Here is a 24,798-nt window from a genome sequence, read left to right as displayed (position 1 = left end):
TCGTTGCTCCCATATATTTACCCATCATTAACACTTCCTGAAATCAACGAGCAAAGCGGGCATATTGCCGACCCAGATGATCCATATAATCATCCAACTCCAAACCAAGCACCTCACCAGCCACAGAATCTGCCTCTACATTCCAGTTGTGCAGGCATTGCCGGGTAAACAGGAAATTACTAACTGGATCATGAATTGCCAGCGCAGGAAACATATTCATTTGGCAATCGCGATAACCACCTGCGAAATTGGCGGTGACGTAGAAGTTAGAATTGAAGATCTTCAGCCGTGCCGGCTGGAAGCGCAACACATCCATTAACACACGTTGTACCGCATTGGGGGCGCCGAACAGAAACGGGCTCTCGTATCCCCAACCACGCAGGTGCTCTCGCACAGGGGTACAAACGTCGTCCAACCATCGCACATCGGGTCTATTACGCTCCTCAACCACCACCCAAAGCAATGTATTCATCGCGTCTAGATATTCGGCGCCACCGTTCATCAGATTGATAGTCGAATAATAGCCAATATCAGTGCGTTGACCGAATCGCTCCGACGCTAATACAACCGAAGGTCGAGGGTTAAAACGAATGACCAAATCGAAGCCATCTATCTCACGTCCATTATCCAAGCCAACATCTACGGGCCCGACAATAGCAATACTCTTGCTATGAATCAGCTCGGCGAACCCTGTATCCTCATGCATTCGTGGATACTCCCCCTGGGGCCGCCTCGGGAAGTACAACTCGGACAACGCCACGATTCTCTCAGCAGCAGCCTGTTCCCCTACTCTTCGTTCCGAAACCTGTGCAGTCAGAGCCTGCATGCCAGCCTCATCCCCATTCTCGCTCTGAAAAGCCACCGCAAAGAAGAACTCCGGCAAACAGGAATCGTACGGGGGGGGACTGGTTGCTCTTGCCGCTTTCTCTACGAAGTCGGCACGAAAACAACGATACAGGTCATAAAAACCATGCAGTAGAAATAACCGAGCCAGAAAATGCACATAAGGTCTGGGCAGACTGACTAGTAATTGAGGTTCGGCTCTAAAAAAACTGGCCACCCCCTGAACAGAAGGGAGTGACCAAGGCCCAATCACGGTCGAGAGATTCCGGTCAGTCTGTGCCAGCACCGAAACCAGTAAAGCCAGATGCTGACGGAACTTGAAGACCAGCTCATCTGACCAACCCAGACATTCGATGACCAAGTCCAACCCGGCCAACTGCCGGGAAAACAAACAGGGATGCTTAAAGAAGGCCTGCTGTACCACTTGCTGCAAGCGCCTCTCGGGAGTTCCATCAAGCTCCAAGCGTGACTGGATGAATGCCTGCCAGCGGTAATAACCAACGGGGAACGCCCAACTGGACGGCTTTCTCCTCTCCAGGTGATGCAGCAGCTCGAAGGCCTCTCTCCAGTGGGCGTCAGCATAGAGCTGCATAGCCTGACGATAGGAGACTCGCGAGAGCAACTCGGAATTCTCGGGAAATAAGAACACGGCCTCTGCCAGAACCTGCTCATGCAAAGCCCAATCCTGCACAGCCTCAAGGGCTCGAGCGCAAGCGTGAAAATCTTCCGTACAGGTCAGTGCGCCCAACCGATACAACTCTCGCCACAGGGTAGCAGCTCTCTGCCAATCCTGCGCCCGCAGGCCAGCCAGCGCCTGTTCTATCAGTTGAGCATGCAACACTGATGTTTCTACAATCTGGCTCATTCAGAAAAAACCATGGTTCTTGGTCAACTCGTTGACGCTCATGCCCATAGAAATATCCAACAGAATTTTTTTCTCGCTACCGCCGCGCCGAACCACCAAATCAATCACCTGATCTTCCACTTGGCGCGGAATGACTACAACACCTTCCTTATCAGCAAATACAAGATCCCCTACGGTTACTGAAACCCCAAAGATGCTGATCGGCTTGTTGATCGAGTCGACAGTCGCCCGCTGCCTGACATCTTGGCAAGTATAACCGCTAGAAAATACTGGAAAGCCCAGTCCATGAACCTCTGAGCTATCACGCGTCTTGCCGCCGATTATGGCCCCAACCGCACCGGCACGAATCGCCAGATTGGCATTCAGTTCGCCGAAATAAGCATAATCGCTCAGGTCGTTCTCAACCATGATGATGTCGTTGGGAATAATTGTATTGTACGACTGTAACGCCTGGTAGATACCCTCAAACCGTTCACCGTCATGTAAAGCGCGTAGTCGCAGTGTTTTTGCCCGAGCCAGAAGCTTGCACCCTTGGATGTTGGGCTGCAGCCCCTTGATTATCTGTGAGCGATATCCGAGGTCATCGAGAATATCTGAAAGTAGCGACGAGGACATAAATCCCTTGACGTTATTAAGCAACTTGCGGTCTCTCTCCCTATGCCCCGCTGCAAGCAAGTTGGCCATTTCAAACTCGTCCGGGAAGTTTACATCAAAGGCATCCTCAACCGTTGCTTCTATCTGATAGGGGCGCTCACCTATACGGCGCTGCAGTTTCAATGCAGCATTGCGCCTGACAATATACAAGCCCATCGTTTCAATCACAGTATCCGGCAAGTCCACGCTATTAGGAATATGATTGATATTGTAGATCGGCCCATCGCCATTCCATGTATATTGCTTCTCACGCTTTATCAGCACAGCAGAATCGAACTCTGGCTGACTTTTAAGTATATTAACGCCTTCCAAGATGCGCAGAGGGCTTATGAAGGGGCTAGTGCAAAGTATCTGGATATAAATATCAGCCTCAACATGCGCCACTTCATTCATGAATAGAGCATTGCCATCAACCTTGTTTGTAGCAAGACTGGGATTTCGGCGCAGTATTTTCGCACCACTGGCTGCCGCCAACTCCATGATATCTTCACTTTCCGTATCGAGGTAAACCTCATCAATGAAAGAGCACGCCATCAGCTTTTCCAAGGTATGCAAAAACAAGGGCTTACCATCCAACAAACGTGTATTCTTATTTTCAACACGATCACTGGTTCCTTTAGCAGGAAGAAATGCAACCACCTTCATTTGACACCTCACGAATACGATAATGAAAGACAAATCAGGAACCGACACCCAATATCTATGCTGCCGAAGACGGGTGCATTACAATGGATCGGCAAACAGGATCGCTTCCCAACCATGAGTCAGCTGAACCCACTTGAAGAAAAACGCATACTCGACACCAGTCTGCGCAATACTGCGAGGTATGGTGATGACATCATCCCATTTGTGATAGATACAGATTGCCAACCGTGGGCGGAAACGCCTGATGCTTTCCTGCGCACCGTTGAGAGCGGGCACTTCAGCTCCTTCGATATCCATTTTCACCAGATCCAGTTTGCTGAGATCATGGCGCTGGACATAATCATCCAACGTGATCGTAGGCACTTGCTCAGCCAAGCTTGAATCGGCAGACATGCGTGTTGCCCCCTGCATAGCTGCGGGCAACACCCCAACAACTTCATCGGAACGCTCGCTTAGAGCCAACCTATTCAATCGCACCCTATCAGCGATGCCATTCAACTCCAAGTTATAATGAAACAATTGGATATTTTCTTGAAGCAATTCAAAAGAGTGGATAACGCAGTCACCTTTCACTTTGTGACAGAACAAAGCGGCAGTATCACCCACAAAACCACCGGCATCGACAATCACGTCTCCAGGCTTTATTACAAGATGCTTATGCTCATATTGATTATAATATACATCATGAATATTTAGCACCCAATCATAAATTGCCAACTCAAACGCATAACCTTGCGGTCGTAAATCTTGAATCTTATAATCTCGCCCATTGAGTAGTAGTGGCGTACAAGCCTGATTGCGGATACAATTCACCATCTTGTTATATAGCACCAACTCAACAGGATCAATAAAATCAATCCCTCCCCAGCGCTTGAACATCCAGATCACAAAGCGCTGGCGGTCATCCATCGGCAAATGCTCATAGAGCGAGTGGGAAATTTCCGGAAAATACGGCCTATACCTATCTAAAAATGGCTCAGCGGCAGCTCGGACCGTATCACTCGCCCCCTGCAACTTACTAAGCAAGTCCCCCAATAATAAACTCATTTTCTCTCCTACCTTATAAATTTTGCTACCAATAAACCCAGCACTCATCAAGGCTTACGTGGATCAAAATAATAGCCTTACCTATTACTCAATTTAAAAATGCAAAAGATTAACGATCCAAATCACCTAAAAGCGCCTTCAGTAATAAATGTATTTCTTCAACCCCATATTCACTGGATAGCAACCTACCCAAAGACTCCCGTAGCTCAGTCGATGAGACACCATGAGTCCTTTCCAAGTAAATCACTTCACAAAGCTCTCTGAGATAATCGAAATGACCGGACCAGTCACTTCCCATTACAAATGTATCGACACTGTGCTTCGTAATATCCGCTACTTTTTGCTCCCAACTTTCTTCAGGTATCACCAAGTCGACACAGCGTAGCGCTTCGACAATTTCCCTACGCTCCTCATAAGGCAGTAATGATTTCTTCCCCTTGATAACATTGAACTCATCGGTGGAGACAGCCACGATCACCTGCTCTCCTAGCTCACGCATCCGCTGGAGCAAACGCAGATGCCCGATATGGAACATATCGAAAGTTCCATAGGTGATGACAGTCTTCACTTTCGCCCTCATCTAAAAACCACCCCCTGAGCCCACTGCGCAAACTCTCCCAATGCCTGCAAAGCACCTTCTCTCGTGTATGAATTGGCCCATACCTTGAATCCAAGGTAAGACGTCTTGCCTCCTTCGACCCAAGGCTTTTCGGCGCAGGACCAGGTATACCGATCCGAGGCTCCAGCTTCATGGAAAGCGCTTTCTATCGCCTCTCGCCTCTCTTGTATAAGCGCCCGATTCAGATACAGGAAAATCTCGAACCCTACCGCGCCATCTGCCGCATCCATATCCTGAAAATAGGCAAGTGTGATGTTGGCTTCCGGTATCGTTTGCGCCCAGTTGGCCGGAAAGAAACGCAGCGCACGATAGCCATTGCTCCAGGTCTGGCTTCGCGTGGATACGGTGGTATCGATTCCGTCACCGGCCAGTGCGCTGGTCACCCGGCTCAGCCCTTCCTGCAACAACTCCTCCTCGAACTGCTGCAATAGCTCGCCAGCCTGCTTCAACAGCTGAAAGTTCTGGAGAACCAGTATGCGAGCCTCCTGATCCATTACACGACTCCTTGTGGGGTTACCCAGTGTTCTGAGGTGCTGCAAGAATTCACTGTAGAAAACCTGCCATTTGCTGAAAGGCTGAACAGCAACGTCTGCTCCATACAAAGCCAACGCCTGCGTCACCAGTTCGTCGTAGGTAATCACCGGCCAATTTGGCGGCATATCGCAGGTCTTCGCCTCGGGACGCAGAACGCATTGAAGTATTTGTCGGTTATCCGAACGGGCTTCGAGCAGGGATTCATAAACTCCGAAAGGATTCGAGGCTGCACTGGCATAAACCTTGTTTTCGATGCCGAGGACGAAGTTGTTACCTTCAACCAGCAGATCGAGGCGCTTGCTGGCTTCAGCCTGGTCGGCCTTATGGGCGACTTCGCGCTCGGCACCGACACTGTGCCAATCGACCTGTTCAAGGGCCGAGGTTTCCATTAGGCCGCGCTCCACCAGGCAGTGCAGCAAGGCTTTGCTCAACCAGCAGGGCACCTGCGCAGTGCCCCCCATGAACAGGGCCATCAGGTCGGAGGTGGGATTTTCCAGATAACCACGGCCACCGCTGGAAAAGAAATTGACCTCACCCTCGGGCTTTTCCGGCAGGCGGGCAATGGCATCCAGCAATTGTGAAAGGCTGTCGCAGGTCATCACTGTCATAAAGAGCACCGCCGGCCAGGCCAGTCACTGTATTTTGTATATCGCATCGTGCCGCACCCTGAAGCCATGAGCCACGATATTGCAGCTTGGCAGGACGAGATAAGTGGCTGCGCCTGCTCCCGACTGTGCCAGTTAGCCGTCGCTTAAAAGCCATGAGCAAGGATCAGACCAAACCAGCAGCATCCCGGCCCTTCGCTGCCCGCAAGAATGCCATCAATTTGATGGCTCCTCCAAGACTGGCGTGCGGGTTTCTCTGGCAGGCAGGCTTTCAAGAAGGGTGTACCGCAATGAGCCGATACGAGCGCCTGCAAAAGAAAGCCACTCCCACAGGCACTGCGCTCTCCCACTGTAGTTGCTGAAGTTACTTGAAGGGGGACATGGAATCCGCCACAAAAGCAGGAGCGCTCAGTAGCCGGTAGCGAAAAGATTCTGTCCCAGAACCTTATCAGGTGCCTCCGTCGTTTACCGCAAAACCATTGGCGAGAGACAAAGCCAATACGACAACAGCTTGTAGCCTATCGCTATGGCGCGGTATCTGACTGACCAAACAGCTCTTCCAGGCTTTGCGCCTCGAATATCGCTTCGGCCCAATGGTTGATCTGCTCCGGTGTGGCCTGTTCGAGGTGCTTCACCACCCATTCCGGCAAAGGGCCGAAGCGGACGCTCAGTTGACGGCCTAGCAATGAGGCCTGGCCTTCCTGCATCCATTTCTGCATGCCTGCACGCTCGAAGTCCCGCTCCCATTTCTTGATGATGCGATCGGCCAGCATGGTTTCAACCTCCTGCAGGTTTTCTGTTTCCGGGCAAGCATTATCGGGATAGTTGATGCGTTTGAGGATAACGCGATTGAGCCATACGGTGAAGGCACGCTGCAGGCTGGCATGCTCCGGCCCGCTCAGGCGTATGCGCAAGCGTGTCACCGCGTCCTTGATGGCCTGCGGGCTGGCGCCCTCTTCGATTTCAATCAGGCTGGCCACGCTATTGTCCGGCAGTTGCCGGGCCAGGTCCGACGAGCGGTTCTCATCCAGCAGGAAGTAGCGCAGGCTCGGTTGGTAACGCTGCAAGGTGCCGGGCAACTGGCTGATCAGCTCGGACACATGCATGGGTGCTTTCCAGCGGGGCAGGCCGTTGTAGATCACCAGCGGAAATACCGGCGGCAGCTGGCTACGCGTGCTGATTTTCTCGGTCTTGATCAGGTCCTGGTAGAGCAGGCCGACATAGACCATCATGCGCAGCGCCATCCAGTGGTCGTTCCTGCTCTGGAATTCCAGCAGCAAGTAGATATACAGCCACTCGCCGCGATGACGAACGCGCCAGACCAGGTCATCGACCCGCTCCTTGAGTTCGTCACTGACGTAATGGCCGTTGACCTTCTCCAGCGTGGCAAAATCCAGTTCCCGGACCCACTCCTCCTGTACAAAACCGACGAGCAGATCACGCACCATCTGCGGATGGTTGAAAATATTGCGGTGAGCCTTGTCCTGTTCGCGCATCGCTGGCCTCTCCCTGGCTGGCTGAGCGGAAAGTCTTGTCCGTATTCGCGGCACCATGCAAATCGCCAGGGCCGGTTTGTGACGATTAGCACGAAGCGTTACAGATCATCGATGTAGACGTGGCCAGCGGTTACTTCTCCGTCGATGATTTGGCGCGGGTCGCACTTCATCCATGTGCTTGAACGACGAAGCTCGCGGATAAATCCGCTCCTACAAAAGCAGGAGCGCTCAGCAGCCCAATACAGTCACTTCACCCTGCTGCTTGCCTTGATGAAGCCCCTGCTCCTTGCCCTGCTCCAGCAGGCGTTCCGTCAGTCGAGTCATACCTTGCTCCTCCTGAGGGTAGCGGTCCCGGTAGATACGTCGCTCATTGTCGTCCAGGGCCGAATAGATGTCAGTGAATGTCGATGTACTTGAGCTGCCTCTCCAGTTCAACAGGCGTATCGCCCTCTTGAGAAAGTCCCACAATGGGACTACGATTGAACCATGAGAATTATCGCCATCAGTCACCTGCGAGCCTTCTGGGAGCAATACCCCGACGCCGAGCAGCCCCTGCTCGCCTGGATTGATGAAGCCAAGAAAGCCAATTGGTCAAGCCCGGCAGAGATCAAAGCGCAGTACCGCAGCGCAAGCATTCTCAAGAGCCGGCGGGTTGTCTTCAATATCAAGGGCAACGACTACCGTATCGTAACGGCTGTGGCCTATCGCTACGGTGCGGTTTATATCAAGTTCGTTGGTACGCATCGTCAATACGGTGCTATTGATGCCGACACCGTCGAGATGGAGTAATCGCCATGCACATTCGCCCTATCCGTTCAGACAGCGAATATAGAACAGCGCTCAAAGAGGTTTCCGCCCTGTTTGACTGCGAGCCGGAACCCGGCACCCCAGAAGGCGATGCCTTTGAGGTGATGCTGACCCTGATCGAAGCCTACGAAACCAAACACTTCCCGGTCGATCTGCCGAACCCGGTTGAAGCGATCAAGTTCCGTATGGAACAGTCCGGATTGACCCCTGCCGACCTGGCCCCGGCTATCGGGCGCACCAATCGGGTATATGAGGTGCTCAATGGTAAGCGGGCGCTCACGCTGCCGATGATCTGGAAACTGCACAACATGTTCGGCATTCCGGCTGAAAGCCTGATAAAGCCCACCGCTCACACCTGACCCGGCGCGCCTGGAAGCAGTGTAATCACAGGAGTTCGGAGCCTTACTCATCGATGTGCTGATCGCATCCTGGCAACACACTGAGGCAGTGCACTTGCTGCACGCCCTGCTCCAATAGGCGTTCCGTCAGTCAAAGTCAATACGACAACAGCTTGCAGCCTATCGCTATGGTGCGGTATCTGACTGACCAAACAGCTCTTCCAGGCTTTGCGCCTCGAATATCGCTTCGGCCCAATGGTTGATCTGCTCCGGTGTGGCCTGTTCGAGGTGCTTCACTGCCCATTCCGGCAAGGGGCCGAAGCGGACGCTCAGTTGACGGCCCAGCAATGAGGCTTGGCCTTGCTGCATGCCTTCCTGCATCCATTTCTGCATGCCTGCACGCTCGAAGTCCCGCTCCAATTTCTTGATGATGCGATCGGCCAGCATGGTTTCAACCTCCTGCAGGTTTTCAAGCCTCAGCTCATTAGCGCCACGAAACGCGCGGATAAATCCGCGCCTGCAAAAAGCAGGAGCGCTCAGCAGCCGGTAGCGGGAACATGGCCTTTTTCAATGCAGGCTGAAGACGTCGTCAAGGGTTTCGGCATCGAGGATGTTCTCTGCCCAGCGCTCCAGCTCCTTGGTATCCGCCTGTTGCAGGCGTTGCTCTATCTCGGGCGTCAAGGTGCCGAAGCGGCGCACCAGCAGTCGGCTCAATACAGTCACCTCACCCTGTTGCATGCCCTGTTGTATACCTTGCTGCATGCCTTGATGAAGCCCCTGCTGCTTGCCCTGCTCCAGCAGGCGTTCCGTCAGTCGAGTCATACCTTGCTCCTCCTGAGGGTAGCGATCCCGGTAGATACGTCGTTCATTGTCGTCCAGGGCCGAATAGATGTCGATGAAGTCGATGTACTTGAGCTGTTTCTCAGGGTCCGGCTCCAGTTTCAGCAGGCCACGAATGGCCTGATCGTAGATATCTACTTTGTGCCGGGCCGCCCAGTGCATGTTCGGCAGGTTGAGCCGGGCCACCAGGTTGTCGCTGTGCAGATAATCCGCAGCCGGGGTGCAGGCCAGCAGGCAGCGCAGGTAGTTGAATCCGAGATAGATGTGGCGCTCGCTACCCAGTTCGAGCCGATCAGGAATGCGCTCATTACCCTTCAGGAAAATCACTACCGGAACCACTCGCCGTGTCTGGCACAGTTCAGCCAGATCCAGGCAGTAATGCGCCAGACGGTGGATGGAAAAGCGTGCCGGATCACTTTCCTCTTCGAGGATGAACAGCAGCGCTTCACGTCGGCCATCGGGCCACTCCACCAGCAGCGGTATGTCCAGCTCGTGGAAACGATCACTCAGCCGCTTTTTCAGTTGCTCCTGGCGAATCGGTGTGATGCTGGTCGAGGCATCGATATCCACGGCTTCGGTGGCAGCGAAGAAAGCCAGGGCCTGGCGAGGATAGTCGAGAATGAGGTTCTTGAAATTCTGATCATGACTGTTCTTCCTTGTCATAAGTGCGTCCTGATTGCCTGTACGAACACGGGGCTCTGCTAGCTCCATTCACCCCAAAATACTGGATATCCATCCAGACAACAAATCCTGCCGAAGCCCTTGCAACTGTAAACGCTCCTAATTGCAGAGCTTCTGTACCATTGCTGGCCAAGTCATCGAAGCAGGTTTTTATGACCATCAACGAAGTTGAAGCAGCGTTGGCACAGTATCCGGAAATCAAGCTGGTCTATGTCTTTGGCTTGATCGCCGACAACACTGCCGGACCGGATAGCGACGTGGATATTGCCGTTCTGGGAGCCGCGCCTCTGGATATGAAACTCAAGGTCCGGTTGATTTCGGAGATCGCTTCAGCGACAGGCCGTCCGGTTGACCTGATTGATCTCGCTACCGTCGGTGAGCCTCTGCTGGGCTGAATTCTTCGCTACGGAGTCCGTATACGTGGCGATGCGGCTCTGCATGCGCATTGGGTTACCCGCCATATTTTCAATAATGAGGACTTCATGCCCTATATCAAACGCATGCTCGCCGAGCGGAGGCAGCGGTGGATAGGTTGATTATCAAGCGTTAGCCGATTGCCGAACTGGCCGGCTCCCCCCAGCACCTACCCCCCTTCCAACTGCGCCAGCCGCTTCAGAAACGCCTCTTCATCCAGCACGGTCAGCCCCAGCTCATTGGCCTTGGTCAGCTTCGAGCCGGCACCCGGCCCTGCCACCACGCAGCTGGTCTTGGCCGATACGGAGCCGGCGACCTTGGCACCCAGCACTTCAAGGCGGGCTTTGCCTTCGTCACGGCTCATGGTTTCGAGGGTGCCGGTCAGAACCCAGGTCTGGCCGGCGAGTGGCAGGCCTGCGGCTTCCTTGCGCTCGCTTTGCCAGTGCATGCCGAAGTCACGCAGTTGCGCCTCGATCAGGCGGGCGCGAGTGGCGTTTTCAGGATTGTCGAAGTAATCGCGCAGTGACCGGGCGGCCTTTTCGGTGAAGCGTTCGACCTGGCGCAGATCGAGCCAGTCAGCGGCGATGATGGCCTCCAGACTGCCGAAACGGTCGGCCAGACGTTGCGCGCCGGTGCTGGCGATAAAGGGAATGTTCAGCTTGTCGATCAGCCCGGAAAGGGTTGCGCAGGCAGCAAACTCGGGATGCAGTTCACCTTCCTCCTGCAGTTCAACACCGCGCTCACGCAGTTGGGCGATCACCGTGCGGTTGTGCCCATCCTGAAAGAAGCTGTAGATTTCGTGGGCGACTTCGAGGCCCACTTCTGGCAGGTAGACAAGCACATCCGGTAACGCCTGAGCGATACGCTCCAACGAGCCCAGGGCGCGCGCCAGCAGCTTGGCGGTTTCTTCGCCGACATCGGGAATGCCCAGCGCATAGACGAAACGCGCGAGCGTCGGTTTGCGGCTGGCATCGATGGCCTTGAGCAGGTTGCGTGTGGAAACCTCGGCGAAGCCTTCCAGTGCGATGATCTGTTCATGGGTCAGGCAGTAGAGGTCCGCCGGAGAATTGACCAGGCCCTTGTCTACCAGCTGTTCGACGATCTTGTCGCCCAGGCCGTCGATTTCCAGTGCGCGGCGCGAGACGAAATGGATGATTGCCTGCTTGAGCTGCGCCTGGCAGGCCAGGCGACCGACGCAGCGGTAGATCGACCCTTCGCTGACCGACTCACGGCCCTTGCTGCGCTTGATCAGCTGGGTGCGCTCGACTGCCGAGCCGCAAACCGGGCATTGTTCGGGTACCTGCACGGCGCGGGCATCCGCTGGGCGGCGTTCGGGAATAAGGCCGAGGATCTGTGGAATCACGTCGCCAGCGCGACGCACTATCACGGTGTCGCCGATCATCACACCCAGGCGCGCGACCTCATCCATGTTGTGCAGGGTCGCGTTGGAGACAGTGACGCCCGCCACCTGCACCGGCTTGAGCCGCGCCACGGGCGTGATGGCGCCAGTGCGACCGACCTGGAATTCCACGCCCAGCAGCTCGGTGATTTCCTCGCGTGCCGGAAACTTGTGAGCGATGGCCCAGCGCGGTTCGCGTGCACGAAAGCCCAGTTCGCGCTGCTGCGCCACGGAATTGACCTTGAACACAACGCCGTCGATCTCATAGGGCAGCGCATTGCGTTTTTCGGCGATGGCGTCGTAGTAGGCCCGGCATTCGGCAATGCCCTTGGCCAGTTTCAGCTCGCGGCTGACGGGCAGCCCCCAGCCTTTCAGCGCATTGAGAATGCCGATATGGGTATCCGGCAAATTGCCGTCACTACGTCCCACGCCATAGGCGCAGAGCTCCAGCGGACGGCTGGCGGTGATCTTCGAGTCCAGCTGGCGCAGGCTGCCGGCGGCGGCATTGCGCGGATTGGCGAAGGGCTTGGCACCGCTTTCCAGCTGCCGTGCATTGAGCGCCTCGAAACCGGCCCTGGGCATATAGATTTCACCGCGCACCTCCAGCACCGCCGGCCAGCCGGAGCCGTGCAGCTTGAGCGGGATATTGCGCACCGTGCGCACGTTGGCGCTGATGTCCTCGCCAGTGCTGCCATCACCGCGAGTGGCGCCGCGCACCAGATGGCCGTTCTCGTAGAGCAGACTCACCGCCAGACCATCTAGCTTGGGCTCGCAACTGTATTCGACCTCTGCACCATCGCCGAACAGATCTCCACCTGGCAGATCCAGCCCTTCACGAACGCGGCGGTCGAAGTCGAGCAGGTGCTGTTCCTCGAAGGCATTGCCGAGGCTGAGCATCGGCATCTCATGGCGCACCTGACCGAACGCCGCCAGCGCCTCACCGCCAACACGCTGAGTCGGCGATTCGGGCGTCACCAGCTCCGGATGCTCGGCTTCCAGCACTTTCAGTTCATTGAACAGGCGGTCGTATTCGACGTCGGGAACGCTGGGCTCATCGAGAACGTAGTAGCGGTAGTTGTGGGCATCGATTTCGCTGCGCAGTTCGGCGATGCGCTCGGCAGCGGTTTGGGCGGAAGGCATATGACGGAGCCGTAGCGAAGTGATGAAGGGTGAGGATTCTAGCCGATCGGGAAACGTCGGATTACGCCTTCAGCTAATCCGGGCTACGGCCATGTCGCCAGCCAAGAGAACGCTTTCCGTGGGAGCGGGCCATGCCCGCGAAAGATTCCGCGCCAGGGTGTGGGCTTTGTTCGCGGGCGTGGCCCGCTCCTACCAAAAGCCACACCGCATGGAATCCCTCACGGAACCTAACGCTTGACCGTCATTTTCCGGCGTTCGTATTCGACGATGCGCTGGCGGTAGTGTTCGATGGTCTGTGCGGTCAGGACGCTGCGCTGGTCGTCTTTCAGCTCGCCGTTCAATTCGGCGGACAATTTACGCGCCGCGGCGACCATCACGTCGAAGGCCTGTTTCGGATGACGCGGGCCTGGCAGACCGAGGAAGAAGCTCACGGCAGGCGTGGTGAAGTGATCGATATCGTCCAGATCGAAGGTGCCGGGCTTGACCGCATTGGCCATGGAGAACAGCACTTCGCCGTTGCCGGCCATGCTTTCGTGGCGGTGGAAGATATCCATTTCACCGAAACGCAGGCCGCTTTCCAGAATGTTCTGCAGCAACGCCGGACCACGGAAACCGGAAGGATCGCGGGCGATGACGTTGATCACCAGCACTTCCTCGACAGGCGGCAACTCTTGCTCAGGGTCTCTGTTTTCCGCTTCGTCGTCTTCGTCGGCAACGGGATTGAGCAGCGTTGGAACCGGTTCCTCGTTGGGGAAATGCAGGTCGCCCTGCTGAGGCTCACTGGTGCGGCGACTGCCGCTATCCCGCGCGCTGATCGATGGCAGATCGTCCTCATCCAGTGCTGGCTCGCTGTCGCGATTGACGACGCGCGGAGGACCGAGCACTTCATGGGTGACGTCATCATCGGGGAAGCTATTGGCGATATTGCGGTCCAGCTTGAATCTCAACTTGCCCTTGCTGCCGCGCATCCGCCGCCAGCCATCGAAGAGAATGCCGGCGATGACAATGATGCCGATGACGATCAGCCACTCGCGCAGACCGATATCCATTAATGCGTAAACCCCTGAAATCGATGATAAAAACGCAGATTCACCGCCGCTGAACAGGCCGATCTGCGCATCGTAAAAATTGCGCCCTAAACTAGCACGACGAACGGTAGATGTGCACCGCTGCCGCCTCTCTTTTATAAGCTGCCGTTACACACCGTCTTGGCAGAGCAGCACGTCTTCATGCTTCCACCAGTGCCACCGCCTGCTCGACATCAACCGCGACCAGACGCGAGCAACCCGGCTCGTGCATGGTCACGCCCATCAACTGGTCGGCCATTTCCATCGCAATCTTGTTGTGCGTGATGTAGATGAATTGCACGGTCTCCGACATTTCCTTGACCAGCCGCGCATAGCGGCCAACGTTGGCGTCATCGAGCGGCGCATCCACTTCATCGAGCATGCAGAACGGCGCAGGGTTGAGCTGGAAGATCGCAAACACCAGCGCCAATGCCGTCAGCGCCTTCTCGCCGCCCGACAACAGGTGAATGGTGCTGTTCTTCTTGCCCGGTGGACGCGCCATGATCGCTACCCCGGTATCGAGTAAATCTTCCCCGGTAAGTTCCAGATAAGCGCTACCGCCACCGAAAACCTTGGGAAAGAGCGTCTGCAGGCCGGCATTGATCTGGTCGAAGGTTTCCTTGAAGCGATTGCGGGTTTCCCTGTCGATCTTGCGGATGACGTTTTCCAGCGTTTCCAGCGCCTCGCTGAGATCGGCATCCTGCGCGTCCAGATAGCGCTTGCGCTCGGACTGCTGCTGATATTCATCGATGGCCGCCAGATTGATCGGGCCAAGGCGCTGGATGCGTGTGTCCAGACGCTCCAGCTCCGCTGCCCACTCCGCCTCGCTCGCGCCATCCGGCAGAGTCGCGAGCACGCCATGCAGATCGAACCCTTCTTCCTGCAGTTGATCCTGCAGCGCCTTGCGCCGAACATCCAGCGCCTGCCATTCCAGGCGTTGCTGTTCGAGCTGGCCACGCAACAGGTGCGCCTGCTGTTCGGCCTGGGTCCGGCGCTTTTCCGCCTCGCGCAGTTCACGGTCAGCGTCTTCCAGCGCCAGCCGGGCCAGCTTGAGTTCATCCTCCACACCCATGCGCCGTTCGAGCAGTTCCTCCAGCTTCATGCGCAGCTCCTCCAGCGGCGCCTCGCCCTCTTCCAGGTTCAGGCTGAGCTGCTCGCGACGCTCCACGGCACGCTCGAATTGTTGCTCCAGGCGTTCAAGCGCCTGGCGCGTCGAGTCATGCTGAGCCTTGAGCGAGCCCACGCGAACCGCCAGTTGATGCGCCTGATCCTTGCGCTGACGGGCTTCCTGGCGCACTTGGTCAAGCCGTTCGCGCAGGCCATCGCGGCTCGCCAGCAGCACCTCGCGCCGTTCGGTGTCCAGCGCCATGGCATCGAGGGCGTCCTGCAGTTGCAGCCGCGCCTCGGCCAGCTGTTCGGTTTCCAGAACGCGCTGCGCGGCCAGTTCGATCAGCTCTTCATCGAGACGGCCACGACGCAGATTCAGCTGTTCCAGTCGGGCCTGACCGGCCGAGAGGCGCGCCTTGAGCTCGGCCTGCTGACGGGCTTCGTCCTGCTGACGGCGGCGCTGCTGTTCGCGCTCCTCTTCCTGCTGGTGCTGGGCATCGCGCAGCTGGTCGAGACGCTCGTCCAGCAGTTCAAGATCCGTTTCACGTTGATCACGCTCGGCCTGCAGGCGCTCCAGCTCCTGTCCGCGCGCCAGTACCCCGGACTCGGCTTCAGCGGCACGCCGCACTCGCAAAAAATGCCGACCGACCCAGTAGCCATCACGGCTGATCAGGCTTTCACCATCGCCCAGCTCAGCACGACCGGCCAGTGCCTGGTCGAGGGTTTCCACGGGGCGTACTCGACCCAGCCAGGGCGAAAGGTCCGTCGCAGACTCGACCTTGTCCAGCAGACAGCCGGCAACGCGCTCGCCATGCGCCGCACTGACCAGGCGCAAATCACCCTGTTCGAAGCCACTCATGTCGAGGCTCTCGAAGCCGTCCAGCAGCACCGCCTGCAGGTCCTCGCCCAGCACGGTTTCGACCGCCAGTTCCCAGCCCGGCTCGACGCGAAGCCCCTCGGCCAGTCGCGGGCGCTGATCGAGATGTTGCTCACGCAACCATTCGGACACGCCCTTGCCGGGATCCAGCGCGGCCTGCTGCAAGGCTTCCAGCGAGGTGATGCGGCCATTCAGGCGCTGCAGTTCGCCCTGCGCCTGCTGCTGCGCCCGAGTGGCGCCCTGCAGTTGCTCGCGCAGTTGCTCCAGCTGTTGTTCAGTGTGTTCCTGGGCGGCGGTCAGCTCTTCCAGATTCAGCTCGCTGATGGCCAGTTGCTCGCCCACCTCCAGCATCGCGGCATCTTCCGGGTCGCTGGCCAGCGAGGTGCGCTCATCCTCCAGGCGCCGCTGACGCTCGGCCAGCCGCTCCAGGCTCTGTTCGAGCTGCTGAATACGCGACTGCTGCACCTCGGACGCGCGGCGCGGCTCGGCGCTCTGATGGTTGAAACGCTCCCACTGCTCCTGCCAGTGCTGCATGGCGGTTTCCGCTTCTTCCAGCTGCGCGGCGGTTTCTTCCGCCGCCGCGCCCGCCAGTTCCTGCTCGGGCTCCAGCATCGCCAGCTCTTCGCCGAGGGTGGCCAGCAGGGTGCGGTCGTGGCCCAGGTGGGATTCGGTTTCCAGGCGCGCCTGCTCGGCCTCGCGCAGGTCGTCCTGCAGCTGGCGCAAGCGCTGTTGGCCGTGCTGGATGCTCTGCTCGACCCGCGCGATATCGCCGCCCACGGAATAAAATCGGCCCTGGACCTGATTGAAGCGTTCGGACAGTTCGTGGTGGCCATCGCGCAGGCGCTCGATGCTGGCATCGGCATTGCGCTGCTCGGCCACCAGCGCCTCGAAGGCTACGTCCTGATCACCGATCACCTGCTCGCGCTGGCCGACCTGCTCGTTCAGCGTCTGCCAGCGCAGCGCCGATAGCTGTGCCTTGAGCTGACGCTCTTCGGCCTTGTATTGCTGGTACTTCTCCGCCGACTGCGCCTGGCGATGCAAGCGCTCAAGCTGGCGTTCCAGCTCTTCGCGCAGGTCGGTCAGGCGCGCCAGGTTCTCATGGGTGCGGCGGATGCGGTTCTCGGTTTCGCGGCGGCGCTCCTTGTACTTGGAGATGCCGGCGGCTTCCTCGATGAAGTTGCGCAGGTCTTCGGGCCGGGCCTCGATCAGCTTGGAGATCATGCCCTGCTCGATGATCGAGTAGCTGCGCGGCCCCAGGCCCGTGCCGAGGAAGATATCGGTGATGTCGCGACGACGGCATTTCACGCCGTTGAGGAAATAGGTGTTCTGCGAATCACGGGTGACGCGGCGACGGATGGAGATTTCCGCGAAGGCCGCGTATTCGCCGGTCAGGCTGCCGTCGGAGTTGTCGAAGATCAGCTCGATGCTGGCCTGGGTCACCGGCTTGCGCGTGTTGGAGCCATTGAAGATGACGTCGGTCATCGACTCGCCACGCAGGTTCTTCGCAGAACTCTCGCCCATCACCCAGCGTACGGCATCGATGATGTTGGATTTGCCACAACCATTCGGCCCGACCACCGCCGACATGTTGTTCGGGAAACTGACCGTGGTGGGATCGACGAAGGACTTGAAGCCGGCAAGTTTGATGCTTTTCAGACGCATGCGGGGCCTTATCCGTGGCGGTCAGCGGGAAGATGAACAAGCAGGGTCGCCGTGAGCATCGCAATTCCTGGCATCGAGTGGACGCGAGCGCGAAAACGGCGGAGTTTATCACGCTGATCGAGCCGTCTTGCAGGAAGGGTTCTCAGGGTCTCACGGATAGATTTGCCATTACCTTGTAGGAGCGGGCCATGCTCGCGAACCCGATCATGCAAGCCATTCGCGGCCAAGGCCTACGGAAACAGCAGCGCCCCGACGCCACGGAATCAGCCGCCGGTCATGCTCATGAAGCGCACCACCTGTACCTGCTCGTCGGTGCGGAATTCATGCTTTTCCGGCTTGAGCTGCAGCGCATCGACCAGTGCCTGGCGCAGGCGTTCGCTGTCGCCGGGATGACGGCGCATCAGGCTCTTGAGGTCCAGCGCGCCTTCATGCCCGAGGCAAAGCACCAGTTTGCCCTCGGCGGTGACGCGCACACGGTTGCAGCTGCCGCAGAAGTTGTTGCTGTGCGGCGAGATGAAGCCCACCTGGGTTTCACTGCCCGCCACCTGCCAGTAGCGCGACGGGCCGCCAGTGGTGTGGCTGCTGCGCACCAGCGTGTGGCCCACTTCGATACGCTCGCGCACTTCGTCGCTGGAGCAAAAGGTGATCTCGCGCTGATGGCTGGAAATGCTTCCCAGGGGCATTTCTTCGATAAAGCTGATGTCCAGCCCGCGCTCGACAACGAAATTCACCAGATCCAGCACTTCGTCGTCGTTGCGGCCCTTCTGGATCACGCTGTTGATCTTGATCCGACGGAAGCCCGCCTGGCGTGCAGCGTCGATGCCTTCGAGCACCTGGTCGAGCTTGTCGCGGCGGGTCAGCTCAGCGAAGCGCTCACGCTTGAGGGAATCAAGACTGATGTTCAGCCGCTTGACGCCAGCGGCTTTCAATATCGGCGCCAGCGTCGGCAATTGCGAACCATTGGTGGTGATCGCCAGGTCTTCCAGCTCCTCACGGGCGCCCAGGCGCGCCAGCAGATCAGGCAGCCCCTTGCGCACCAGCGGCTCGCCGCCGGTCACACGAATGCGTTTGACACCCAGGCCGATAAAGGCATCGGCCACCGCATAAAGCTCTTCCAGAGTCAGAATCTGCGCGCGCGGCGCAAACACCATGTCCTCGCTCATGCAATAGGTGCAGCGGAAGTCGCAGCGATCCGTGACCGACAGTCTCAGATAGGTGATGCGTCGACCGAACGGATCGACCAACTGTGATTCAGGCATGTCGCTCTCCAACTGCTTGATGCGCATGAGCTTTCCAATACCGCCAAGGCTATGCCTAAACGAGGCATAGGGCAAAGCCTGGAGCCGAATGGCACTCATAGAGCCACTTCCAGAGCTTAGCCGAACCGCCGGGACACAGGGCTGTCACAACCTCTGACTTGCCGTGGGCCGGATGGAGACGTGAATGCCCCTGCTCAAACTGCTGCACTTCGCGAGCCTGTTGTGCTGGTGCGGCGCCCTGCTGTACCTGCCGGCGCTGATCGCTGCCGGCACCCGGCGCAGCGAACCGCTCTTCTACCGAGACCACGCACACCTGACGCGCACGGTGTTCAACCTGATTGCGACGCCAGCGGCGCTGATCGCCATTGGCTCGGGCAGCGCGATCTTCCTGCGTGACGGGCTCGTTGCCGGCTGGCTGATCGTCAAGCTCACCACGGTCGCCGGCATGGTCATGTGTCATGCCTTGTGCGGCGTACTGGTGTTACGCATCGAACGCTCGCCAGAACAGAGCGCCAGCATCCAGTGCCGAATTCTTGGCGTGTTCATCGCGACCTTTATCACGGCGACGCTCTGGCTGGTCCTGGCCAAGCCTTTCTAATTCACGAATGACTCGGCAAGCACTCATGACCGAACCCAAGGCACATCATCCCTCAGACCTTGTCCAGATCGACGCCTACCGCATGCTCGTAGACCAGGCGCCCGCCAAGATAGGCCGCCAGGGCGATCAGCACGGCGGTGATGGCCGACAGGTACAGGCCCCAGAGGTAAATGTTCTGCCCATCGTTCTGGTAGCGCAGCAGCCAGTTGAGCGAGGCGAGCGAGAGCATCATCACGGCGAGGATGGCGTGGCACCAGGCGGTGATCTTCTGGCGAATCTCGTTCACCGTGAGCAGATCGATCAGGCCGAAAAGGCTGGCGACCCAGCCCCCCAGTGCGCCGACACCAGCCAGCCACAGGCCGGCACGCCACCAGAAATCATCCAGCGTCCACAAGTGGGCCAGGTCGACCGGCAGCAATGCAGTCAATGCGGCGACCGGGAAATGAATCAGCATCGGATGCAGGGGATGCCCGGCAATCGCGGCGCGGCTATGGATGGAGTCTCGGTAGTTGGCCATTCGGCCCTCCAGTGGCAGACGGAAAAAGGGGCCATGCGAACCGGTGGCCTCTTGAAATGGACCACGCTGACGCTGGCAGTTCCTTGGCTGAGTGCCTGTGGTGGCCCGCTGTCCACGCTCGATCCGGCCAGCCCGATGGCCCATCAGGTGGCCACTGTCTGGTGGGGCATGCTGGCCTTCGCCACGCTGGTGCTGCTGGCGGTGAGCGCGCTGTGGATCTACGCCATGCTGCGCAAGCCGCGCACGGTCAGCGAGGAACAGGCGAGCCGGATCAATCGACGCTGGATCATCGGCGGTGGGATCGTACTGCCAAGTGTCAGCATCATCGTGCTGCTGGTCTTCGGCATTCCCACCGGGCGCGGCATGATCCCGCTACCGGTCGACGGCGAGCAGCCCCTGAAAGTGGAAGTCACCGGCCATCAGTGGTGGTGGGAGGTCCACTATCCCGACAGCGGCGTCACCACCGCCAATCAGTTGATCATTCCCGCCGAGCGCCTGATCGACGTGCACGTGACCAGTGCCGACGTAGTGCATTCGTTCTGGGTCCCGCGCCTGGGCGGCAAGATGGACATGCTGCCGGGGCGGACCAACGTCATCCGTATCGAGGCCGGGCACACCGGCATATTTCATGGCCAGTGCTCGGAATTCTGCGGACTTCAGCACACGCACATGAAGCTGCACGTCGAGGCGATGACAGCTGACGCCTTCGATGACTGGATCGCGGCGCGGGAGGATTTCAGCGTGCGGCAGCCCGCGTCTGGCGCAGGTGGCGAAGTCTTCGCCAACCGTTGCGGGCAATGCCACCGCGTGGCAGGCATCAGCGAAGGGAATCGCGCACCGGACCTGACCGACCTGGCGAGCCGCCCCAGCCTCGGCGCCGGGGTCATCGACAACGATGCACAGGGCCTGCGCCGCTGGCTGCGTGAGCACAAGACGCTGAAGTTCGGCAATGCCATGCCGGCCCATGACGACGTGCCGCCACACACCCTCGACGAGATCGCCGCCTGGCTGGAGACGCTTGCGCCATGAGTTATTTCGACCGAAGCAAAGCGCCTTCCACCGACCCGGAACAGTTGCACGATCAGTTCAACGAAGTCTGGGGCAACCCGCGTGGCTGGCGGGCGCTGACCATCGTCAACCACACCAGCATCGGCCTGCGCTTCATGATCACCGGCGGAGTGTTCTTCCTGATCGGTGGCCTGATGGCCATGCTGATCCGCACCCAGCTGGCGCTGCCCGGCTATGTGCTGATGGAGCCGGACATCTACAACCAGGTCTTCACCATGCACGGCACGGTGATGATGTTCCTCTTCGCCGTGCCGATGATGGAAGGCCTGGCCGTCTACCTGATTCCGAAGATGCTCGGCGCACGAGACCTGATCTTCCCGCGGCTGTCGGCGCTGGGCTACTTCTGCTACCTGTTCGGCGGCATCATCCTGCTGTCGAGCGTGTTTCTCGAAGTGGCGCCCAAGGCCGGCTGGTTCATGTACACACCGCTGTCGAGCGCGGCGCACATGCCGGGGATCAATTCGGATTTCTGGCTGCTGGGCATCACCTTCGTCGAGATTTCGGCGGTGAGCGCCGGGGTCGAGCTGGTGGTGTCGATCCTGCGCACCCGCGCCAACGGCATGGCGCTGCACAAGATGCCGATTTACGCCTGGTACATCCTGGTGATGGCGATGATGATCGTCATCGGTTTCCCGCCGCTGATTCTGGGCAGCATCCTGCTGGAGCTGGAACGCGCCGCCGGCCTGCCCTTTTTCGATACCGCCAGGGGCGGCGATCCATTGCTGTGGCAGCATCTGTTCTGGCTGTTCGGCCACCCCGAGGTGTACATCATCTTCCTGCCCGGCGCGGGCATCGTCTCGACGCTGTTGCCGGTGTTCTGCCAAAGGCCGCTGGTGGGCTATCGCTGGGTGGTGCTGGGCGTGCTGAGCACGGGCTTCCTGAGCTTCGGCTTGTGGGTCCACCATATGTTCACAGTGGGCATTCCGGCGCTGGCGCTGGGCTTTTTCTCGGCGGCGAGCATGCTGGTGGCGATCCCCACGGGGGTGCAGATCTTCGCCTGGATCGCCACGCTATGGCTGGGCAGACCGGTCTATCATGTGCCGATGCTGTGGCTGGTGGGCTTTCTCATCGTGTTCGTCGCCGGCGGTCTGACCGGCGTGATGGTGGCGCTGGTGCCCTTCGACTGGCAGGTGCATGACACCCATTTCGTGGTCGCGCACATGCACTACGTGCTGGTGGGCGGCATGTTCTTCCCGCTGATGGCCGGGCTCTATTACTGGCTGCCGCACTTCTCCGGGCGCATGCCTTCGGTGCGGCTGGGGCGCTGGGGCTTCTGGCTGGTGTTCATCGGTTTCAACACGACCTTCCTGATCATGCACTGGACGGGACTGATCGGCATGCCGCGGCGGGTCTACACCTACGACACGGGGCTGGGCTGGGACATGCCGAACCTGGTGTCGTCCATCGGCAGTTTCATCATGGCCATCGGCATCGGCACCATTCTGCTGGATATCCTGCTGCACTTCCGCTTCGGCCAGCCGGCGAAAAAGAATCCCTGGAATGCCGACACCCTGGAATGGGCCACCAGCCTGCCGCCCAGCCCGTACAATTTCGTCAGCCTGCCGGATATCGATGATCGTCATCCGCTGTGGAAGGACCCGAACCTTCCCGACAGCATCGCCCGTGGCGAACACGCACTAACGGTGATCGACCATGGCCGGCGGGAAACCTGGGGCGTCGATCCCCTGACCGGCAGGGTGCGCGAAATCGTTCACCTGCCCGGCAACAGCTGGCTGCCCTTCATCGCCTCGCTGTTTCTCACCGCGCTCTGCCTGAGCCTGCTGAACAAGGCGTACTGGATCGCCCTTGCCGCCACTCTGGCAACCCTGGTGGTGCTGTTTCGCTGGTCCTGGGAAAACGGCACGCATCCCAATGCCGCACCGGACGCCCGCACCCAGCCCGACGAGCCGCCGCTGCATTCGCGCACCTTCGACGGCCCCGGCCTCTGGGGTATGGGCGTGACGCTGCTGGCCAACGGCGCGCTGTACCTGTGCCTGCTGTTCGGCTGGTTCTACCTGTGGACGGTTTCGCCCGAGTGGCAAGTACCGGAGCAATCCGACCTCAATGGCTGGCTGATGCTCGCCAGCGCCTTGCTGCTGACAGCCGCCACCCTGTGGATGCGCCGGGTGCCGGCACAGTTGCGCCGGGGCACCTCCACGCATGTGCTGCGCGACCTGTGCATCACCACGGGCCTGGGCCTGGTGCAATGTGCGGCACTGCTGTGGCTGCTGCTGGATGCCAGCCTCGCCATAACCGAAACCGCGCATGACGCGGTGATCTTCGTGATGCTGAGCTACAGCCTGATCCATTGCGCCCTGGCGAGCATTCTGACTGTCCTGCAGAGCTGGCGGGTGGTGAAAGGTTACGTCGGGCTGCATGCACCCTACGAACCCGTCGTGGTGGAACAGCTCTGGTATTACAACCTCGGCGTGCTATGGAGCGCTTATGCGGCCATCGTCCTGTTCCCGAGCACCTGGGGAGGCGCCTGATGAAGCCACGTTGGTTCTCTGCCCTGCACCCGATACAGATCGTCCTTGGGCTGATCATCTGGAGCGTCTGGTTCGCCGGCATCTACGGCGCTCACGGCGTGGCCTGCGTGGTCAACCCGCCCGATCCGGCGCAGGGCATCGCCAACTGGCTGAACGCGAGCTTCGCCATTGTCACGCTGGCAGTGGTCACGTTGCTGTTGTGGCTCGGATATCGCGCCTGGCAGCTGACACGCCCGCCGCACCAGCTGGACGAACGCCAGTTGTTCGTCAGCCGGGTTGCGGCGGGCATTCACCTTATCGCGGCCCTGGCCACCCTGTTCATCGGGCTGCAACTGGCGTTTTTACCACCATGCGTATGACTTCCACCCTCCGTTGGCCCCTGACGCTGCTCCTGATGGGCTTACTGCCGCAACCGGCGCTGGCCCACGGCCTGTTCGACGGTCATTTTGTCGAGCGTGCGCCGCTGTTCATCACGGCCCTCGTCCTGGCCGTGGCCTGGGGGTTGTATATCCTAGGCGCCCGGCGCATCCCGACCCGGCGCAGCGAAGCCGCCTGGTTTCACGGCGCCATGCTGCTGGCGGCCTTCGCCGTATTCGGCCCCATCGACGACTGGGCGGAAACCAGCACCAGCTGGCATATGACTCAGCACATGCTGTTCATCGTGGTGATCGCCCCCATGTGGGCACTGGCGCGCCCGCTGCCGCAATGGCGCGCGGTCACCGGACAGGTGGCACAGCCGGTGTGGAGCGCCATTCTGCGCTGGGGTCGATATCCGGTGGCGCTGGCGATGCTGCATGGTGCGATCATCTGGATCTGGCACACGCCCAGGCTGTATCAACTCGCACTGGACAACCTCTGGTGGCATGCCGTCGAACATGCCTGCTTTCTATTCAGCGCCTGGCTGTTCTGGTGGTCCACCCTGCGCGCAAACCCGAAACAGGTGCCGCAGGCACTGATGGCCAACCTCCTGACACTGATGCACACCGGCCTGCTGGGCGCCCTGCTGACGTTCGCCAGCACGCCCTTTTATGGCGAATCGCGGGATGTGGCCGACCAGCAACTGGCCGGTCTGATCATGTGGGTGCCGGGCGGTCTGATCTACCTGCTGGGCGCCGGCTGGATCACCTGGCGCTGGCTGACGCGGATGTGGCGGCGACAGGAGGCGAACGCATTGTCGCGGTGATTCTCTGCCGAATCGAACAGCGTAGGAGCGGGCCATGCCCGCGA

Annotated in this window: 21 protein-coding genes; 8 read left to right on the top strand and 13 right to left on the bottom strand. The window is 58.9% G+C overall.

The genetic code is table 11. The features are described from left to right. Window positions 1–43: 43 nt before the first annotated feature. The 6 genes from G7020_RS16805 to G7020_RS16780 all read right to left on the bottom strand — a co-directional run bounded on the left by G7020_RS16805 (window position 44) and on the right by G7020_RS16780 (window position 7,308). Entirely contained in the window at window positions 44–1,708 is a 1,665-nt protein-coding gene (locus G7020_RS16805; RefSeq protein WP_181086329.1) for a hypothetical protein, read from the bottom strand. After that, entirely contained in the window at window positions 1,709–3,007 is a 1,299-nt protein-coding gene (locus G7020_RS16800) for a cytidylyltransferase domain-containing protein (protein WP_181086328.1), read from the bottom strand. Window positions 3,008–3,085: 78 nt separating this feature from the next. Then, entirely contained in the window at window positions 3,086–4,054 is a 969-nt protein-coding gene (locus G7020_RS16795; protein WP_181086327.1) for an FkbM family methyltransferase, read from the bottom strand. 109 nt (window positions 4,055–4,163) lie between these two features. Further along, window positions 4,164–4,622, bottom strand: coding sequence for an adenylyltransferase/cytidyltransferase family protein (locus G7020_RS16790; RefSeq protein WP_336509728.1), 459 nt, complete (start codon window positions 4,620–4,622; stop codon window positions 4,164–4,166). Window positions 4,623–4,630: 8 nt separating this feature from the next. Further along, complete coding sequence (locus G7020_RS16785; RefSeq protein ID WP_181086325.1) at window positions 4,631–5,815, bottom strand: PD-(D/E)XK nuclease family protein; 1,185 nt, start codon at window positions 5,813–5,815, stop codon at window positions 4,631–4,633. A 521-nt stretch (window positions 5,816–6,336) separates the two neighbouring features. Continuing rightward, complete coding sequence (locus G7020_RS16780; RefSeq protein WP_181086324.1) at window positions 6,337–7,308, bottom strand: Rpn family recombination-promoting nuclease/putative transposase; 972 nt, start codon at window positions 7,306–7,308, stop codon at window positions 6,337–6,339. 486 nt (window positions 7,309–7,794) lie between these two features. Between G7020_RS16780 and G7020_RS16775 the strand changes: the two genes are divergently transcribed. Both G7020_RS16775 and G7020_RS16770 read left to right on the top strand, forming a co-directional pair. Next, window positions 7,795–8,097 (top strand): type II toxin-antitoxin system HigB family toxin, encoded by a 303-nt coding sequence (locus G7020_RS16775; RefSeq protein WP_181086323.1) that lies wholly within the window; start codon window positions 7,795–7,797, stop codon window positions 8,095–8,097. A gap of 5 nt (window positions 8,098–8,102) precedes the next feature. Beyond that, window positions 8,103–8,474: a helix-turn-helix domain-containing protein gene (locus tag G7020_RS16770; protein WP_181086322.1), complete on the top strand. Its 372-nt coding sequence runs from the start codon at window positions 8,103–8,105 to the stop codon at window positions 8,472–8,474. A 165-nt stretch (window positions 8,475–8,639) separates the two neighbouring features. Here G7020_RS16770 and G7020_RS16765 read toward each other — a convergent pair whose 3' ends face one another. Both G7020_RS16765 and G7020_RS16760 read right to left on the bottom strand, forming a co-directional pair. Further along, window positions 8,640–8,900: a DUF4351 domain-containing protein gene (locus G7020_RS16765; RefSeq protein ID WP_181086321.1), complete on the bottom strand. Its 261-nt coding sequence runs from the start codon at window positions 8,898–8,900 to the stop codon at window positions 8,640–8,642. A gap of 120 nt (window positions 8,901–9,020) precedes the next feature. Then, complete coding sequence (locus tag G7020_RS16760) at window positions 9,021–9,956, bottom strand: DUF4351 domain-containing protein (protein WP_181086320.1); 936 nt, start codon at window positions 9,954–9,956, stop codon at window positions 9,021–9,023. Between the two features lie 170 nt (window positions 9,957–10,126). Here G7020_RS16760 and mntA point away from each other — a divergent pair, with 170 nt between their 5' ends. After that, window positions 10,127–10,369, top strand: coding sequence for a type VII toxin-antitoxin system MntA family adenylyltransferase antitoxin (gene mntA, locus G7020_RS23900; RefSeq protein ID WP_219852729.1), 243 nt, complete (start codon window positions 10,127–10,129; stop codon window positions 10,367–10,369). 188 nt (window positions 10,370–10,557) lie between these two features. Here the strand turns inward: mntA and ligA are convergent, their stop codons facing one another. The 4 genes from ligA to moaA all read right to left on the bottom strand — a co-directional run bounded on the left by ligA (window position 10,558) and on the right by moaA (window position 18,899). After that, complete coding sequence (ligA, locus tag G7020_RS16750) at window positions 10,558–12,927, bottom strand: NAD-dependent DNA ligase LigA (RefSeq protein ID WP_181086319.1); 2,370 nt, start codon at window positions 12,925–12,927, stop codon at window positions 10,558–10,560. 227 nt (window positions 12,928–13,154) lie between these two features. Next, the gene (zipA, locus tag G7020_RS16745) at window positions 13,155–13,976 is read right to left on the bottom strand and encodes a cell division protein ZipA (RefSeq protein ID WP_181086318.1); all 822 of its coding nucleotides are present in this window, start codon (window positions 13,974–13,976) and stop codon (window positions 13,155–13,157) included. Between the two features lie 178 nt (window positions 13,977–14,154). Then, window positions 14,155–17,640 carry a chromosome segregation protein SMC gene (smc, locus tag G7020_RS16740; protein WP_181086317.1) on the bottom strand — a complete coding sequence of 1,162 codons (3,486 nt, stop codon included), beginning with the start codon at window positions 17,638–17,640 and terminating at the stop codon, window positions 14,155–14,157. Between the two features lie 263 nt (window positions 17,641–17,903). Continuing rightward, window positions 17,904–18,899, bottom strand: coding sequence for a GTP 3',8-cyclase MoaA (gene moaA, locus G7020_RS16735; RefSeq protein WP_181086316.1), 996 nt, complete (start codon window positions 18,897–18,899; stop codon window positions 17,904–17,906). 184 nt (window positions 18,900–19,083) lie between these two features. Here moaA and G7020_RS16730 point away from each other — a divergent pair, with 184 nt between their 5' ends. Beyond that, on the top strand, window positions 19,084–19,497 hold the full coding sequence (locus tag G7020_RS16730) for a CopD family protein (protein WP_181086315.1): 414 nt from the start codon (window positions 19,084–19,086) through the stop codon (window positions 19,495–19,497). Window positions 19,498–19,549: 52 nt separating this feature from the next. Here G7020_RS16730 and G7020_RS16725 read toward each other — a convergent pair whose 3' ends face one another. Then, window positions 19,550–20,014 carry a DUF2231 domain-containing protein gene (locus G7020_RS16725; protein WP_181086314.1) on the bottom strand — a complete coding sequence of 155 codons (465 nt, stop codon included), beginning with the start codon at window positions 20,012–20,014 and terminating at the stop codon, window positions 19,550–19,552. Between the two features lie 135 nt (window positions 20,015–20,149). Here G7020_RS16725 and coxB point away from each other — a divergent pair, with 135 nt between their 5' ends. The 4 genes from coxB to G7020_RS16705 are packed head-to-tail and all read left to right on the top strand — an operon-like array spanning window position 20,150 to window position 24,754. After that, on the top strand, window positions 20,150–21,043 hold the full coding sequence (gene coxB / locus G7020_RS16720; protein WP_181086338.1) for a cytochrome c oxidase subunit II: 894 nt from the start codon (window positions 20,150–20,152) through the stop codon (window positions 21,041–21,043). Continuing rightward, window positions 21,040–23,571 carry a cytochrome c oxidase subunit I gene (gene ctaD / locus G7020_RS16715; protein ID WP_181086313.1) on the top strand — a complete coding sequence of 844 codons (2,532 nt, stop codon included), beginning with the start codon at window positions 21,040–21,042 and terminating at the stop codon, window positions 23,569–23,571. The genes coxB and ctaD overlap by 4 nt, the downstream gene beginning before the upstream one ends. Next, window positions 23,571–23,930, top strand: coding sequence for a hypothetical protein (locus G7020_RS16710; RefSeq protein WP_181086312.1), 360 nt, complete (start codon window positions 23,571–23,573; stop codon window positions 23,928–23,930). The genes ctaD and G7020_RS16710 overlap by 1 nt, the downstream gene beginning before the upstream one ends. Then, window positions 23,927–24,754 carry a cytochrome c oxidase assembly protein gene (locus tag G7020_RS16705; RefSeq protein ID WP_258189376.1) on the top strand — a complete coding sequence of 276 codons (828 nt, stop codon included), beginning with the start codon at window positions 23,927–23,929 and terminating at the stop codon, window positions 24,752–24,754. Before G7020_RS16710 ends, G7020_RS16705 begins: the two co-directional genes overlap by 4 nt. The last annotated feature ends 44 nt before the right edge of the window (window positions 24,755–24,798 follow it).

Source organism: Stutzerimonas stutzeri (assembly GCF_013522825.1).
GTDB classification, from domain to species: domain Bacteria; phylum Pseudomonadota; class Gammaproteobacteria; order Pseudomonadales; family Pseudomonadaceae; genus Stutzerimonas; species Stutzerimonas stutzeri_AK.
Note: the sequence above shows the minus strand (reverse complement) of the source record. Positions and strands in the feature narration are given on the sequence as shown.

Excerpts from the sequence above, each read along its gene's own strand:
- G7020_RS16710 (WP_181086312.1), top strand. The coding sequence starts at position 23,571 with ATGAAGCCACGTTGGTTCTCTGCCCTGCACCCGATACAGATCGTCCTT.
- G7020_RS16800 (WP_181086328.1), bottom strand. The coding sequence starts at position 3,007 with ATGAAGGTGGTTGCATTTCTTCCTGCTAAAGGAACCAGTGATCGTGTT.
- G7020_RS16770 (WP_181086322.1), top strand. The coding sequence starts at position 8,103 with ATGCACATTCGCCCTATCCGTTCAGACAGCGAATATAGAACAGCGCTC.
- G7020_RS16780 (WP_181086324.1), bottom strand. The coding sequence starts at position 7,308 with ATGCGCGAACAGGACAAGGCTCACCGCAATATTTTCAACCATCCGCAG.
- G7020_RS16805 (WP_181086329.1), bottom strand. The coding sequence starts at position 1,708 with ATGAGCCAGATTGTAGAAACATCAGTGTTGCATGCTCAACTGATAGAA.
- G7020_RS16760 (WP_181086320.1), bottom strand. The coding sequence starts at position 9,956 with ATGACAAGGAAGAACAGTCATGATCAGAATTTCAAGAACCTCATTCTC.
- G7020_RS16775 (WP_181086323.1), top strand. The coding sequence starts at position 7,795 with ATGAGAATTATCGCCATCAGTCACCTGCGAGCCTTCTGGGAGCAATAC.
- ligA (WP_181086319.1), bottom strand. The coding sequence starts at position 12,927 with ATGCCTTCCGCCCAAACCGCTGCCGAGCGCATCGCCGAACTGCGCAGC.
- moaA (WP_181086316.1), bottom strand. The coding sequence starts at position 18,899 with ATGCCTGAATCACAGTTGGTCGATCCGTTCGGTCGACGCATCACCTAT.
- G7020_RS16785 (WP_181086325.1), bottom strand. The coding sequence starts at position 5,815 with ATGACAGTGATGACCTGCGACAGCCTTTCACAATTGCTGGATGCCATT.
- G7020_RS16765 (WP_181086321.1), bottom strand. The coding sequence starts at position 8,900 with ATGCTGGCCGATCGCATCATCAAGAAATTGGAGCGGGACTTCGAGCGT.
- G7020_RS16795 (WP_181086327.1), bottom strand. The coding sequence starts at position 4,054 with ATGAGTTTATTATTGGGGGACTTGCTTAGTAAGTTGCAGGGGGCGAGT.
- mntA (WP_219852729.1), top strand. The coding sequence starts at position 10,127 with ATGACCATCAACGAAGTTGAAGCAGCGTTGGCACAGTATCCGGAAATC.
- G7020_RS16730 (WP_181086315.1), top strand. The coding sequence starts at position 19,084 with ATGCCCCTGCTCAAACTGCTGCACTTCGCGAGCCTGTTGTGCTGGTGC.
- zipA (WP_181086318.1), bottom strand. The coding sequence starts at position 13,976 with ATGGATATCGGTCTGCGCGAGTGGCTGATCGTCATCGGCATCATTGTC.
- G7020_RS16705 (WP_258189376.1), top strand. The coding sequence starts at position 23,927 with ATGACTTCCACCCTCCGTTGGCCCCTGACGCTGCTCCTGATGGGCTTA.
- coxB (WP_181086338.1), top strand. The coding sequence starts at position 20,150 with ATGGCCCATCAGGTGGCCACTGTCTGGTGGGGCATGCTGGCCTTCGCC.
- G7020_RS16725 (WP_181086314.1), bottom strand. The coding sequence starts at position 20,014 with ATGGCCAACTACCGAGACTCCATCCATAGCCGCGCCGCGATTGCCGGG.
- smc (WP_181086317.1), bottom strand. The coding sequence starts at position 17,640 with ATGCGTCTGAAAAGCATCAAACTTGCCGGCTTCAAGTCCTTCGTCGAT.
- ctaD (WP_181086313.1), top strand. The coding sequence starts at position 21,040 with ATGAGTTATTTCGACCGAAGCAAAGCGCCTTCCACCGACCCGGAACAG.